This is a genomic window from Vibrio navarrensis (assembly GCF_000764325.1).
In the GTDB taxonomy this organism is placed as follows: domain Bacteria; phylum Pseudomonadota; class Gammaproteobacteria; order Enterobacterales; family Vibrionaceae; genus Vibrio; species Vibrio navarrensis.
In genome coordinates this window covers 1,179,091-1,193,091 of record NZ_JMCG01000001.1, presented here as the reverse complement: position 1 = coordinate 1,193,091, position 14,001 = coordinate 1,179,091, and the positions used below count along the sequence as shown (strand labels likewise).

The following is a 14,001-nucleotide window of genomic DNA, read 5'->3' as shown; positions in this document are numbered from 1 at the left end:
CTAAGCTTTAAGCCCATTTTTGCTCAATAGCATGCTCAACGGAATGGCATCCGTAAAACGAGGGGCCACTATCTTATCTTCAGTGGCGATTGCATTTAAGTGGTAAGCAGAACCAGAGTCAATTTGATGAAGACTAAGCTGCTCTAAAGGACGATCAAACGGGTTATCTAGGTAGGGAAACTTAAATGTAAAAGTGCATGACAATATTGTTTTGTCTATCGTATCCGCATTGTCGTTGAAGCTCATAAGCAACGCGTCTTTCAAGAAGTGTTTTAATGCTCGACATTCTCCTCGGCACATTGCAAACAAAGGATATAGCAGTTCATTCTTTGTAAGTACTGGTGGCTCATCAAAGCCCATCCTTGAACTCAAACCCGCGACAAATCTGGCGAAATGCTTTTTTTGTCCTAAGTCAAACCCATAGGATGTCTTTCTACTCGAATGGCTATTAGTTTTCAACAATTTGAAATAATCTATCTTTCTTCTCCAGCTTAGCCGCGAATTCCATTGTGGTTCTGTCGCTATCACATCAGCATAAGGCATACCCACAAGCACAAAAGAGACTCTTGCTTCTTCACTTATATATTTGAATGTGTTGGCAATAACTTGTCTCTGTTCTGCGGTTGAAAACTCAACAAGTTCTTGAATTTCATTAACAATAATCAGCTCAACAGATTTCCGTTTAAGTTGCTTTACAACCGCTTCGCCAAGCGCAATTTCATTACGGCGCCGCCCCCCTCGTCCTCCTGATTTACAATCTAAATCAACCAAAAATTGGGTCAGCGTATTCTGTTCATTGATACGACTTGGCACTCTGGTGCTTAATACTGGCTGCTTTCCCCAAGTTGAACCCGATTGAAAGCGTGACAAGTAGTTGTTGATCAAAGCTGTCTTTCCACTTCCAGCCTCACCAGTTAACAAGAAAGACTCTGGTTCACCACCTAAAGAGTGATTAAAACGAAGTTGATCGAAAATGGAGTAGATTTCAGTTATCGCGGGATACTCGATAAAGCAGGTTTCAAAGGACTTTAGCTGCTCAAGCTGCTTTGGCGTTAAAATCAAACTAATACCCTTCAATATCTTCAAAATCATCGTCATCTAAATACTCTGAGGCACCGGAAACAACCTCAGATTTGAGCCCAACAGGAGCCACGTTGATTGAGCTTGGTCCCTCAGATCCGACATCATTAAACTTTGCTAGTTTCGACGTGTTACCTGTTTTAGGATGGTTGGGCTTGCTACTTTTAACACGACGGAATCTATCAGTTTCTTCCTGGATACGTTTTTTCATATACAGAAATGTATCCGCAAGAGCCTCATCATCAGCAAGATCCTTGGTGTTCAGTCTGCGTACTTTCTGTATGCGCTGGTGTTCAAAAAGTGAAAGTCCGTTTGTATACCCGCTGTTGTCTACCACCGGAACTTTTATGTACTTCTTTTCTGATTCTAGGTAAACATGAATATAGCTGATATCAGAAGGATCTGTTTTGGTCTTAACAAAGAGCTTTTTGCCATTATTAGGTGTGCAATATTTCCGGTATTCAATAAGCTCGGCGGACTGATAGCGTAAGTTATGCAGCCTGATCCCGGCCACTCCAATCGTCCTGTGTCTAAGCAATCCTAACTCTACTCTGAGTTGCTCCTTCTCAGCACCATCATAGTAAGACGGCGTCCATTTCGATTGGTGCCACTTGTGGTATGGGATCTCGCGCTCTCTAGAATCAGGCGTCATGTGGTAATAGTCGACAATCCATTTATGAAGTAATTCAAGAAATACCGATACCCTGACCACCGCATCCTTCTTTGGATTGTAATCTTGTAGTTGAGTAGGATTGGTGAATGTTTTTCCTGGCAGCGCGTTAACTAACCCTTTATTCATTTGATCGAACAACTTTTCGATCCCTGACTTTCGCCAAGGCTTCGCTGCTTGACTGTATTGAATGTCTGACACCAAAGGCCGTAACGAATCTTCCAAGCTTTGACTCCAAAACTCGGCACCGTTATCGACGACCAAGCAATCAATCTTACCGTGGCAAGGCCACTCATTCTCAATCGATGGATACTTTGCTTTAAGCCAGCTTTTATCCAAAAGTGAATTCAACAGAGCCTTTCTAACAGAGTCAAAGCTTGGCTCTCTAAAGTTGATACTGCAACCAACAATGCACTTACTGAAACGGTCATAAAGCATCGTCAAATAAGGGCGGCCCAAAGGAATATCTAGCTCATCGTCAATCAAAATCACAGGAACTGGGGTATGGTCTATTTCAACAAACTCCATAGGTTTAGTTGCAGCTACCTGCTGACCAACCGACCGATACTCCCGATCTGCATATCGTTTACCAAATCTCGCAATCGCCACTTCATAAGGGGGTAACTCATTTATTCGATTGTAAAAAGAACGTTCGGCAATTGGCTTGATTTTTCCTTCAACAATCCCTCGATTCATTTGAATCACTCGACTCTTATAATATCGGTATGCTTCTGCAACGCTAAGTCGTTCACGTGTCAGGTATACGTTCTGAATTGCCTCGTCAATCAAGGATTGCGAATCCATTTCCTTCTGGCGATTACCCTTAAACGTATGCTTCGGAATAAGTGCCCATGGTTCTCTACCTGCTTCAGAGTAGGATTTTTTCCAAGTTGCTACGGTCCGCCAACTAGGGGGAATCAGCTGTAATTCTGACTCAACGAGACTTAAGATGGGGTTCAAGTTTTTCTCAGTCCACCCACCTTTCAAGCGCTTCTCTACAAAGATAATCACTTTTATGCGGCGAAGAACCTCTTCCTGAATTTTTGCTGGCAAACTATCTATGGTCGATGATATTTCAACAGGTTCTAGAATTAGCTCTTTTGGGAGCAATTGTGATTCTTCTTCTGACGCTTCAAACTCATCAAAGAACCCAAATATGTTATTAGAGTCAGGTGGCATAGTTAGCACCAAACGCAAGTTTCTAGACCAAAGCCAATAGTGTTGAGATCCGTTTTAACGTGTCCCGAAGAGATCCAAGGTAGAGTAGAGATAAGCGTGTCTTGCTCTGATAGACCAAAATACAAAGACACCTCTTGCAACTTCACCATTTGCTTGCGTTGAATAAATGCCAAAACTCGCTTTTGAAATTCGGTCACTGTGCGCAATCCAGAGTATCGGTGTAACAACTTAAAGTTATCTAGCGTTGGTCCCATCCTAATTTGCTTCTCAGTAACGAGAACTAACCGTCTGTTGAACTCACTCAACGCTACTCTCTGCTTCTCTTCAAAGCGCTCCCTAAAATCAGGTTTAAGAATCTGGCTAGAGTGTTTGACCTCGAAGAATGTTGATTGCTCATTGTGACCTATTGCTAAAAAGTCAGGAGTATATCGGCACTTGCGGTTATTGAACTGATAGTGGAAGCCAAAAGGTTGAGAGGTAAAACTTTTGATGTTTGGGTTGTATTCGAGGTGAAAACAGAAATCGAATTCCAGAATGGAGAGAGTGCGAACAACAGCATCGTTCTTCAAGCTCATGAACTTACAGATGTTGTGTACGTGAGATGATTTCTTAGTTTGGTCAAACATAGCCAAGTCACTTTTGTTGTAAACCTACAACAAAAAAATAGACTATGAAAACTTATGGTGCAAATATGAAGAAAGCCTGCAATTTATGCGAACATATATTGCAGGCTTCAAATTGGGTGGGGCCCCAGCCACATCCCGGCACACAAGTCATTCGCTGCGGCTGCTTCCTTCCGGACCTGACCGAGTTCACGAATTATTGTTGCGAGAGGACCAGAGCCCCATAGATTCTGTTGTTAGGCTGCTGCCTAACGTGGGCACGATTATTAAGCATCGCCTGACGGATTGCAACCCCAATCTCGTAATTATCCCGACATGGTGGTTTGACCGCTTAACTCTTGCGCAAAATGGCATGATATAACCTCATCACTTTTGGCGAGTGCCAAGCAAACGCAACTGATAAACAAGGGCTTAAGAGTACCCCATCTCTCGCTGCTGATGTTTGTTTTGGTACATATCCACATCGGCTAAGTGCAACGCTTGTTGTAAACTCATGTACTGTTTTCTGCTTCGTGAAATACCAACCGACGCTGTGACAACTAGCGGCATACCGAGCAAATCGGAGTCAATCACAAAACGACTGAAGCGTTGTAGTGAATTCTCCACTTCGCTCTGCGCGATTTTACCAATCAGGATGAACTCATCCCCACCGACGCGGAATGCTTTACCCGACCATTGCTGGCGGATCTGCTGGCCAATTCTCTTCAGCACCATATCTCCACTATGATGGCCATAAGTATCGTTGATCGGTTTAAATTGGTTGAGATCGATGTAGAGAACCGTCAAATCGCCGGGATACCCTTGCCATATTTCTGTACCAGTGAGCGACGATTCCCCAACCCGGTGAGGTTATCGGTATTCGACTGACGATAGAGATAAAAAGAGATAAGCACGACAAAAATAAACAGCGCTGTAAACAGCGCCTGCGTACGCGAGGCAAATAGCTGCTCCATTTGCAAAGAACTGCGCCAATTTGGGCGCAGGTCGTAGTGCTCAGTGATGGCATCCAGATCGAGCATTTGAATTGCTTTTGAAAAATAGGGAGCGAGTTCTTGTCCACGGCCATTGTTAGCAAGACCAATCGATACTTTAGAATGGTGGAAAACACCGATCGACTCGTCTTGTTCAATGGCTGGCATCGATTTAGTGCGTAGCAAATAGTTTAATGTGGCGGTATCCATGGCGATGTAGTCAACTTCCTCACCAAGCAAAGCCTCAACCATTTGCTGATGATCCCGATAACGAACAAGTTCTTTAAGCGGCAGCATCTGGCTGAGCAGCGCATCAAAGAAGTCGCCTTTGACCACACCGATTTTCTCCGCGATCAGTTGAGAAACATGCGAATAGACCTTCTCCTTGTAGCCGATGCGTTTAACCATCACCGATTGGGGAGCATAGTGAGGCACAGTAAACTGGGCAATCTGTTCACGGGCGCCGGTATAAGTGAGCGGTGCAATCATATCCACTTCTTGCCTAGTAAACTCGCCCAACATATTTCCCCACGTCTCGTTAGCATGGCTGACTATTTGACAGTTGAGGGCCAAGATCTGACAGCTCTGCTGCACCACGTCGGCGGTAATGCCGTCAATGCGACCATCAGGATGATAAATCACGTAAGGAAAAATCGGCTCAAGTTTAATTGTAAGCGGCTGATTTAAATCGATGCGACTACTCGCAAGGGCGATCTGCAATGCTCTTTTACGAATAGAAAATTGATATTCGCTGATCTCATCGCGAATGCGCTTTTGTACTGCTTCGCTATGAATGTATTTGGCGAACGCTGCAAGCTCTTTCTCGTACTGGCCTTTGGCACTGACAATCGACACTGGCTTAATCGAGATCTGGTCATTCAGTAGCTGTGCATCCAGCCCTCGTAATAGCATCGGCTTTAGCTGATTGATGGCATCGACAACGCCATCAACCGCTCCCGTTTCCAGCAATTGGAATGCCTGTTCATGGCCCTGATAACTCACCTGTTTAATATGCGGATAATTGGCCGTAATCAGCTTGCTATAAATTGTCTCATCGGGTACCCCAACCACGGAAACATCGTCCAAGGTGCTTTCGTTAAACGAGTAGAGATAGGTGTATTCGATATTAGTGGGATAGGAATAACTAAACAGCTTGGCGCGCTCAGGAGTGAAGGTGACATTGGCGGCATAGTCGGTTTGCCCGCTGGCGACGGAGTGCAACACTTCGTCGAAGCTGGGTTGATGGACATAACGAACATCCAGTGAAAAATGCTCCGCTAAGGCATCAAACAAAATGCGCGTGACGACATCATCCGCTTCTGTGGCAACGGTGATCTCTGTGTTTTTTGCCCACGAGCTATACGGAAGACAAAACAACAGGCCAACCAGCAGCCACCAAATTTCCCTGACCATACTGACAACTTTTTCTGCTAATTATTTAGAAACAACTCAATAAGCCTGAGTGATTGATATGAAACATATACCAATTGTCATGAATATGCATACGGTAAATTAGCATTCTTTAATATTGGTCACTTTTCTTACCAAGCTTAATCTTGCTCTTCCATCTCTTCGGCGGCTTTAAGAATGTAGTCGGTCATCCAAGCAGTACCCAACAAACAGATCCAAACCACAAAGACAGAGTTAGGCACCTCAACGCTTGGCGTGACCACCAAAGCGGCGAACCCAACGGTTGGCAGGGTCCAACACAATAAGGTATTCCACGAGAAGCTTTTCAGTGTATTCAAACTTTCCATGCAGGCCATGATGCCCGTGATACACAGCGCGACTAAAACGGCGTTGGGCAGATCTGCGACCCAAAGAGGGATGAGTAGGAGAAGCGGCCACCAGCTATGGCGGTTTGACGGTTTCCAATGACGAGCCGCCCACCAAATCACCATCACAGACAAAGTTTGTACAACCGTTACCCACGGTGTGCCACCAAGCTTTCCTGCCGATTGAGTCACCATAATGCCGACCTGAAGGGTGAGTACAATCATGCCAGAGGTTAACAGCACGCCAAGGCTGCTTTTTCGCGAGAAAACCACCATCAAAAGTGGAAACAAAATCCAGACACAGACGGACAACGCAATTGGCTGCAACGACAGAGTGAGGCCGTAAGCGGTCATAGCGGCAAGGAGGATAAGGCCAAAGAAGCCGCCTTGAGGCAGAATCCATAACGCTGGGATCACCAACGCCAAAACGGGAATATCACCCGGATTCATACTGATGGCTCTGGCACACACTACCGCCAGCAAGCTAGTGATGACAAACTGAAGTACGGAAAATATCATAGCGCCTCCTTAAGACCCGTTTCTGTACAACTCAGACTCAGCGTAACGATGGAAACTTTACGGTAAAAGGGTGTACGCTAAGCGGGCTCGTTTTCCAGAATCTCTGGCTTACCAATCCTTGGTAATCACGAACTAGGACAGCTTCAGTATGGACCAATTTTTGTCACAAATCTTTGCCGTGATTCACCAAATTCCATTTGGCACGGTAACGACTTATGGAGAGGTTGCTCGAATGGCGGGCTATCCCGGCTATGCTCGCCATGTCGGCAAAGCGCTGGGTAACTTACCCGAAGGCAGCAAATTACCTTGGTTTCGGGTGATCAATAGCCAAGGGAAGATATCACTCAGCGGAGAGGATTTTGTGCGGCAAAGAGAAAAGCTCTTAGCCGAGCAGATAGAGGTCAATCAAAACGGGCGGATCAATCTGCGTAAATACAAATGGCAGCCATAACGGCTGCCATTCTCGCAAGCATAAGAAATTTTGAGGTTAACGTACACCAACCAGCATTAAATCAACGTGATGCGTTCTGCTGCCATCCGTCACAACTGGCGTGATGGTGTCGGTGGTAAATCGCAAACGCCCATTCACTTCAATGCGCGCACGAACATTGTAAGTATGCTTGAAATTGATTTTCTTTGCATCGTAAGCCAAGTCAAATGACATCGGCACTTGCGCTCCATTGGTGATGAACTTGTATTTTGCGATCACTTTCGATGGCGCATCCGCACGCGACACATCTTCAAGCAGCACAATCACCGTTGCATCATCCGGCAGCGCGATACGTTCACGGTAACTGACCGTTCCTTTGATGGTTTTGATCCCCTGATCTTGGACAATTGGCTCGGCGCTCTGACAACCGACTAAAATAACGCCAACAAGGAGCGACATCACGGCACGAATAATTTTCTTCATAAAACAGATCTCATTGATAGTTCACCAAGGATTATAGGTCTGCGATTGCGTTCTGTCTTGCACAACAGAACTTTACGCCCGATATTGACTAAGCTAAAAATAACGGTTTCACTGTCGCGTACCAATCAGAACCAACAACAACATGACACAGGTCACTCAAAGGAACGCCAAATTATGAGTAAACCCTTAAAAGAACTCTTAAGTTTGCTGCAATTAGAAAAACTGGAAGAAGGTCTTTTCCGTGGACAAAGTGAGAATCTCGGTCTTCCTCAAGTTTACGGCGGCCAAGTACTGGGGCAGGCACTGTCTGCGGCTCGCTATACCGTGTCGGAAGATCGAACGGTGCACTCTTTTCATAGCTATTTTCTCTATCCGGGCGATCCCGAGAAAGCGATCATTTATGATGTAGAAAACCTGCGCGATGGCCGAAGTTTCAGTACTCGACGCGTCAAAGCGGTGCAAAATGGCCGGCCGATTTTCTACCTCACCGCTTCGTATCATGGCGATGCGCCGGGGTTTGAACATCAAAATCCGATGCCCGATATTCCGGGGCCGGAGAATTTCGCGTCCGAGACAGAGCTCGCCAGCCATATTGCCGAGTTCCTCCCCCAAAAACTGCGCAAAACATTCTGCGGCGAGAAGCCGATTGAAACCCGCCCGGTGACGGTGATTAATCCGCTTAAACCGCAAAAAGCCGAACCGAAACAGTATCTGTGGATCCGCGCTAACGGCGACATGCCGGACAGCCAGTTGATCCACCAATATCTACTCGCTTACGCTTCCGATTGGGGATTTTTGGTCACCGCGCTACACCCACATGGCGTATCGTTAATGACGCCCAATTTTCAGGTCGCCACCATTGATCACTCGATCTGGTTCCACCGTCCATTCAAGATGGATGAGTGGCTACTGTACGTGATAGAAAGTCCAACCGCTTCAAACACGCGCGGTTTGGTACGCGGTGAGATCTACAATCAGCAAGGGCATCTCGTCGCGACCGCCGTACAAGAAGGCGTGATGCGCTTTACCGACAAATAAGCAGCATTCGATCACTGCGTTGTACAAAACGCTACAACGCGTTTAACGGCAACGCAGTGGTGTATTTAAGCGGTTCCATGGCAAAAGTCGAGGTCACATTGGAAATCTCCGCGACGCTGTTGACCAACTTCTTGTAAAACTCATCAAAACTTTTCATATCTTTGACCAACACTTTCATCATGTAGTCGTATTCTCCTGCCATACGGTAGAACTCCATCACCTCTGGAAACTCATTGACGGTTGAGACAAAACGGTTATACCAAGCATACGAGTGGTCACAGGTTTTCACTTGCACAAAGGCTATAAAGGAGAGATCCAACTTTTCTGCATTGAGAAGTGCAACTCGCTTTTCAATAAAGCCTTCGTCTTCAAGGCGCTTCAAGCGTTTCCAGCACGGCGTGGTGGTTAAGTTCACCTTCTCGGCCAAATCATTGAGTGACAAAGTGCCATCTTGCTGCAACAGCGCTAACAAGGTGCGATCGGTTTTATCTAACATCTCAGTTTCACCGCTTTCAGAGAAAAATTTTCTACAATATAGAGAAATCACCAACAATAAAGCAAAACATTTCTCCACATGAGTAGGTACTTTGTTACTATCGAACCCATTATGGAAAGCCAATATGTGTACTGATCACGACTGGATTAACAACGCCATCCGCAAGATTGAAGCGGACTATCAACGCTCAGCGGATACCCACCTGTTCAAACTCGACCTTCCTTCGTTGCAAGGCATTGATATCTATCTTAAAGATGAAAGTACCCATCCAACCGGTTCTCTCAAGCACCGTTTGGCGCGCTCCCTATTTCTCTACTCGATTTGTAACGGATGGATTGGTCCGGAAACCACTGTGATTGAAGCCTCATCGGGCAGTACTGCGGTGTCTGAAGCCTATTTTGCGCGTCTACTTGGCCTGCCATTTATCGCCGTAATGCCCAAATGCACTGCACGCAGAAAAATTGAGCAGATCGAGTTCTATGGTGGCCAAGCGCATCTTGTCGATCGTTCGGATCAAATTTACGCCGAATCACGCCGCTTAGCGCAAGAACTCAACGGCCATTACATGGACCAATTTACCTATGCAGAGCGCGCTACCGACTGGCGCGGCAACAATAACATTGCCAATTCAATTTTCAGCCAAATGACCCTTGAAGAGCACCCCGAGCCGAGTTGGATCGTCATGAGCCCGGGCACTGGCGGCACTTCAGCCACCATCGGCCGCTTTATCCGCTATCAGAAGCTAAACACCAAACTGTGCGTGGTAGACCCAGAAAATTCAGTTTTCTTTGATTATTACCAATCGCGAAACGCAGAAATCACACTGGATGCAGGCAGCAAAATAGAAGGGATCGGCCGCCCACGCGTCGAGCCAAGTTTTATTGCTGGCGTAGTTGATGAAATGCGTAAGATCCCCGATGCCGCTTCAGTCGCCAGTGCTCATTGGCTATCCAAGCTGATTGGTCGCAAGGTCGGCGCGTCCACCGGCACAAATCTGTATGGCGTGCTGCAATTGGCGTGTGAAATGAAGCAGCGTGGTGAGCAAGGTTCGATTGTCACTCTTCTGTGCGACAGCGGCGAGCGCTACCTCGACACTTACTACAACCCGCAGTGGGTCGAACACAATATTGGCGATATTACGCCATATTTAGAACAACTGGCGATCATCGAACGTGATGGCTGCGTCGAGCCCCTTTGCTGCCCAGCGTGATTCCTCGTTAAGGAAAGCTGAAAAGAAACATGCCCGCACACTGGCGGGCATGTTTTACGCTTTCTGCTGTTTCTTTTCGAAAGCGGCCAGTTGTTCTGGCGTAGCTGGAGGCTGGTGATTGGCTTTCCACTCATCGTAACTCATGCCATACACCCTTTCTCTGGCATCATCTAGGCCGATATCCAGTTGCAGCGCCTGCGCTTCTGCCAAGTACCACTTGCTAAAACAGTTGCGGCAAAAGCCTGCTAAAATCATCAAATCGATGTTTTGCACCTCTTTATTGGCATCAAGATGGGCCAGTAAACGACGAAATGCCGCTGCATCCAACTTATCCTGCTGCTCCTGCGTCAATTGCTGATATTTAAACTCTGCCACTTTACCTTCCTTTTGATCATATCCAGCCTCGGTTGGCATCAACCGTGACTTACCCGCCCTTTGGTATCATGGCTGAGCGCTTTATTCAACTCGGCTTCGACATGACCGGGAGCTTCAGTGTGACGAGATAACAAGCGATACATGGCCGGGATCACCAGCAGAGTCACCAGCGTGGCAAACGCCATACCAAAGAAGATCACCGTACCGACAGCAACACGGCTCTCATATCCCGCCCCATTGGACATAATCAGTGGAATAGCGCCTGCCAGTGTGGTGAAGGCCGTCATCAAGATTGGTCGCAGACGCCTCGCCGCCGCGTCAACAATCGCTTTTTCGAACTCAAAGCCGCGATCACGCAACTGGTTGGCAAATTCGACAATCAAGATGCCGTTTTTCGTCACCATACCGATCAGCATAATCATTCCGATCTGGCTATAGATGTTGAGCCCTTGACTCATCACTATCAGCCCGAGGAAACCACCAAACACCCCCATAGGAACGGTGAACATCACCACGAGCGGGTTAATGAAGCTCTCAAATTGCGCAGCCAGTACTAAGTAAGCAACCAATAACGCCAGCGCGAACACCAACAAAATGCTGGACTGATTCTCTTTGAAGTCTTTCGACTCTCCGGAATAACTGACCGAAATATCACCCGGCAGCAACTCAATCGCTTGTTGATCCATAAACTCCAATGCTTGGCCTAGCGTTGCCCCGTCAGACAAGTTCGCCGTAACGGTAATGGCTTTCTGCTTGTTGTAGTGAGAAAGACGAATGGACGAGGCGATCTCCTCAATTTTTGTCACTGTATCAAGCGTCACCAGCTCGCCACTGCTTGTGCGTAGGTAGATCTGGCTAAGATCGGCGGCGTTGTTAAAACGATTTTCATCACCACGCAGGTAAACATCGTACTCTTCGCCTCGGTCGACAAAGGTTGTCTCTTTTTTGCCGCCCAGCATAATTTCTAACGTGTCTGACACATCGGCAATCGAAATGCCCAGTTCCGCTGCGCGCTTCTTATCTACCGATACCACCAGCTCAGGGGTTTTCTCCGAATAGTTGATCTCTGCCCCTTCCATTAGCGGCGACTCTTCGGCGAGATTTTTCAGTTTTTCCGCCCACACTTTCAGCTCGTCATAGTCTGAGCCACCAAGAACAAACTGCACGGGTTCGCTCGAACCACCACGGAAGCCGGGCATAAACGGAAACACGCGCACATCCGGAATCCCCGCCAAGGCTTTGCGCACTTCGCCAAGTGCTTGCTGCGCCGTCACGTTACGCTCGTTCCAATCATCCAAAATCATGATAACGAAGCCAGTTTGGTCGCCTGCTTGTCCGCCAAACGCGGGCGATTGAATGCTGAATGACTTCAAGAACCCCTGCCCAAGTAGCGGCATTAAACGCTGTTCAACCAAATCCATGTTAGCCGCCATGCGGTTGTAACTGGTTGCATCCGCGCCGCGTACAAAGGCAAAAATCACCCCGCGATCTTCTTGTGGTGTTAATTGTGCGGGCACTTGATTCATTAAGCTGTAACTGCCACCCACACAAGCGAGAATGATGAGAGGTGCCAGCCAGCGCCACGCCAAGGCTTTTTTCAGCACGGCGCGATAACCGCTTTCTAGTTTGGCGAAGAGAAAATCGACCAAATCATTGAAGCGATTTTTCTTCACGTTGGCTTTGAGCATTTTGCTGCCCAGTACCGGCGTTAAGGTCAAGGCGATCAAAGACGAGAAGATCACCGACATCGCCAGCAGCACCGAAAACTCGGTAAAAAGCAAGCCGACCATGCCATCCATAAAGGAGATAGGCAGAAAGACCATCACCAGCACCAAGGTCGTGGCGATAACCGCAAAGCCCACTTCGCGAGTGCCTTTATAGGCTGCCAACAATGGCGGTTCACCTTGCTCAATGTGGTGGAAAATATTTTCCACTACCACAATGGCATCATCGACCACCAGACCAATCGACAAAATCAGCGCCATTAAGGTAATGAGGTTGATGGAGAAGCCGAAGTAGTAGGCGGCAATAAACGAAGAAATCAATGACACTGGCACCGTCACCGCCGGAATCAGCGTCGCTCTCACTTGACCGATGAAAATGTACAGCACCAAAATCACTAAGCCACCCGTGATAAAAAGGGTGCTGTAGACTTCAGAAATGGAACGTTCAATGAACACCGTCGAGTCATAATCAATCGCTAAACGGGTGCCTTCGGGCAGAAACTTCTGCACTTTCTCCACTTCTTCATGAACACGTTTGGCCACTTCCAGCGGGTTGGCATCCGACTGCGGGACAATCCCCATACTGACGTTTACCACGCCGTCACTCTTGAAAGTCGAGTTTTCGTTCTCGGCGCCAATGAAAACATCCGCCACATCTTTCAAATAGATCGGCGTATTGTCGCTGGCACGTTTGACCACCAAGTATTGGAAATCTTCCACGGTTTTGTAGCTGCGCGCCGTCCTGACCGACATCACCGTCTGATCGTTTCGCACCACACCGCCCGGACTTTCGAGGTTTTCACTGCGCAGCGCCGAAGTGATATCGGTGGCGGTGACACTGCGCCCCGCCATCAACTCCGGTTGCAATTTGACGTACATCACCTTGTATAAACCGCCAGAAACATCCACCGAGCTGACACCAGTGATCAAGCTAAAACGGTCCATCAACACGCGCTCAATGTAATCGGCGAGCTGAGTGCGATCCATTTCTGATGAGCTTAAGTTGATGTAGACCGACGCCTCACCGCTACCGTTGTTTTTATAGACAATCGGATCGTCGGCTTCTTCCGGCAGAGCACGCTGCGCACGGGCTACCGCGTCTCGCACATCACTGATCCCCGTGTTGAGGTCGTAACCCAGTTCAAAGGTGATGGTGATACGCGAAGAGCTGTTGCGCGTGGTAGAAGAGATTTCGTCAATCCCACTAATGCCGGAAAGTTGATCTTCCAGCACCGAGGTGATTTGACTTTCAATGATGGTGGCCGATGCCCCGTCATAACGGGTACTGATCGACACAACCGGACTCTCGATATCGGGCATTTCCCGCACCGAGAGCTTAGTAAAAGAGACAAAGCCAAACACGCACAGCAGCAAACTCAGTACCAGCGCCGCTACCGGTCTTTTGACCGACACATCAGACAACAGCAT

Annotated in this window: 13 protein-coding genes and 1 other RNA gene; 3 read left to right on the top strand and 11 right to left on the bottom strand. The window is 47.5% G+C overall.

What is annotated here, in order from left to right:
• The 7 genes from EA26_RS05455 to EA26_RS05435 all read right to left on the bottom strand — a co-directional run bounded on the left by EA26_RS05455 (position 1) and on the right by EA26_RS05435 (position 6,817).
• The gene (locus tag EA26_RS05455) at positions 1–1,098 is read right to left on the bottom strand and encodes a TniB family NTP-binding protein (RefSeq protein WP_039425049.1); all 1,098 of its coding nucleotides are present in this window, start codon (positions 1,096–1,098) and stop codon (positions 1–3) included.
• On the bottom strand, positions 1,064–2,929 hold the full coding sequence (locus EA26_RS05450) for a TnsB C-terminal domain-containing protein (RefSeq protein WP_039425047.1): 1,866 nt from the start codon (positions 2,927–2,929) through the stop codon (positions 1,064–1,066). Before EA26_RS05450 ends, EA26_RS05455 begins: the two co-directional genes overlap by 35 nt.
• 2 nt (positions 2,930–2,931) lie before the next feature.
• On the bottom strand, positions 2,932–3,555 hold the full coding sequence (locus tag EA26_RS05445; RefSeq protein ID WP_017789020.1) for a TnsA endonuclease N-terminal domain-containing protein: 624 nt from the start codon (positions 3,553–3,555) through the stop codon (positions 2,932–2,934).
• Between the two features lie 119 nt (positions 3,556–3,674).
• Positions 3,675–3,771: signal recognition particle sRNA small type (ffs, locus tag EA26_RS20250), an RNA gene on the bottom strand.
• A gap of 192 nt (positions 3,772–3,963) precedes the next feature.
• Positions 3,964–4,338 carry a GGDEF domain-containing protein gene (locus tag EA26_RS22150; protein WP_226978295.1) on the bottom strand — a complete coding sequence of 125 codons (375 nt, stop codon included), beginning with the start codon at positions 4,336–4,338 and terminating at the stop codon, positions 3,964–3,966.
• The gene (locus EA26_RS05440; protein WP_226978294.1) at positions 4,335–5,936 is read right to left on the bottom strand and encodes a substrate-binding periplasmic protein; all 1,602 of its coding nucleotides are present in this window, start codon (positions 5,934–5,936) and stop codon (positions 4,335–4,337) included. Before EA26_RS05440 ends, EA26_RS22150 begins: the two co-directional genes overlap by 4 nt.
• A 137-nt stretch (positions 5,937–6,073) precedes the next feature.
• Positions 6,074–6,817, bottom strand: a complete 744-nt coding sequence (locus tag EA26_RS05435; RefSeq protein ID WP_039425038.1) for a VP0952 family biofilm-associated protein — start codon at positions 6,815–6,817, stop codon at positions 6,074–6,076.
• A gap of 148 nt (positions 6,818–6,965) precedes the next feature.
• On the opposite strand from EA26_RS05435, the gene EA26_RS05430 reads away from it, so the two are divergent.
• Positions 6,966–7,268, top strand: coding sequence for a DNA base-flipping protein (locus EA26_RS05430; protein WP_039425036.1), 303 nt, complete (start codon positions 6,966–6,968; stop codon positions 7,266–7,268).
• A 36-nt stretch (positions 7,269–7,304) separates the two neighbouring features.
• Here the strand turns inward: EA26_RS05430 and EA26_RS05425 are convergent, their stop codons facing one another.
• Positions 7,305–7,730, bottom strand: a complete 426-nt coding sequence (locus EA26_RS05425) for a YbaY family lipoprotein (protein WP_039425033.1) — start codon at positions 7,728–7,730, stop codon at positions 7,305–7,307.
• Between the two features lie 174 nt (positions 7,731–7,904).
• Between EA26_RS05425 and tesB the strand changes: the two genes are divergently transcribed.
• The gene (gene tesB, locus EA26_RS05420) at positions 7,905–8,768 is read left to right on the top strand and encodes an acyl-CoA thioesterase II (RefSeq protein WP_039425030.1); all 864 of its coding nucleotides are present in this window, start codon (positions 7,905–7,907) and stop codon (positions 8,766–8,768) included.
• Between the two features lie 31 nt (positions 8,769–8,799).
• Here tesB and EA26_RS05415 read toward each other — a convergent pair whose 3' ends face one another.
• Positions 8,800–9,264: an Lrp/AsnC family transcriptional regulator gene (locus EA26_RS05415; RefSeq protein WP_039428793.1), complete on the bottom strand. Its 465-nt coding sequence runs from the start codon at positions 9,262–9,264 to the stop codon at positions 8,800–8,802.
• Between the two features lie 124 nt (positions 9,265–9,388).
• Here EA26_RS05415 and EA26_RS05410 point away from each other — a divergent pair, with 124 nt between their 5' ends.
• The gene (locus tag EA26_RS05410; protein WP_039425028.1) at positions 9,389–10,474 is read left to right on the top strand and encodes a PLP-dependent cysteine synthase family protein; all 1,086 of its coding nucleotides are present in this window, start codon (positions 9,389–9,391) and stop codon (positions 10,472–10,474) included.
• Between the two features lie 54 nt (positions 10,475–10,528).
• Here EA26_RS05410 and EA26_RS05405 read toward each other — a convergent pair whose 3' ends face one another.
• A complete protein-coding gene (locus tag EA26_RS05405; RefSeq protein WP_039428790.1) occupies positions 10,529–10,849 on the bottom strand; it encodes a DUF1244 domain-containing protein in 321 nt (106 codons plus the stop codon).
• Positions 10,850–10,887: 38 nt separating this feature from the next.
• Positions 10,888–14,001 (bottom strand): vibriobactin export RND transporter permease subunit VexH, encoded by a 3,114-nt coding sequence (vexH, locus tag EA26_RS05400; protein ID WP_039425025.1) that lies wholly within the window; start codon positions 13,999–14,001, stop codon positions 10,888–10,890.

Excerpts from the sequence above, each read along its gene's own strand:
- EA26_RS05410 (WP_039425028.1), top strand. The coding sequence starts at position 9,389 with ATGTGTACTGATCACGACTGGATTAACAACGCCATCCGCAAGATTGAA.
- EA26_RS05430 (WP_039425036.1), top strand. The coding sequence starts at position 6,966 with ATGGACCAATTTTTGTCACAAATCTTTGCCGTGATTCACCAAATTCCA.
- EA26_RS05445 (WP_017789020.1), bottom strand. The coding sequence starts at position 3,555 with ATGTTTGACCAAACTAAGAAATCATCTCACGTACACAACATCTGTAAG.
- EA26_RS05450 (WP_039425047.1), bottom strand. The coding sequence starts at position 2,929 with ATGCCACCTGACTCTAATAACATATTTGGGTTCTTTGATGAGTTTGAA.
- EA26_RS05425 (WP_039425033.1), bottom strand. The coding sequence starts at position 7,730 with ATGAAGAAAATTATTCGTGCCGTGATGTCGCTCCTTGTTGGCGTTATT.
- vexH (WP_039425025.1), bottom strand. The coding sequence starts at position 14,001 with ATGCTGTTGTCTGATGTGTCGGTCAAAAGACCGGTAGCGGCGCTGGTA.
- EA26_RS05415 (WP_039428793.1), bottom strand. The coding sequence starts at position 9,264 with ATGTTAGATAAAACCGATCGCACCTTGTTAGCGCTGTTGCAGCAAGAT.
- EA26_RS05440 (WP_226978294.1), bottom strand. The coding sequence starts at position 5,936 with ATGGTCAGGGAAATTTGGTGGCTGCTGGTTGGCCTGTTGTTTTGTCTT.
- tesB (WP_039425030.1), top strand. The coding sequence starts at position 7,905 with ATGAGTAAACCCTTAAAAGAACTCTTAAGTTTGCTGCAATTAGAAAAA.
- EA26_RS05435 (WP_039425038.1), bottom strand. The coding sequence starts at position 6,817 with ATGATATTTTCCGTACTTCAGTTTGTCATCACTAGCTTGCTGGCGGTA.
- EA26_RS05455 (WP_039425049.1), bottom strand. The coding sequence starts at position 1,098 with ATGACGATGATTTTGAAGATATTGAAGGGTATTAGTTTGATTTTAACG.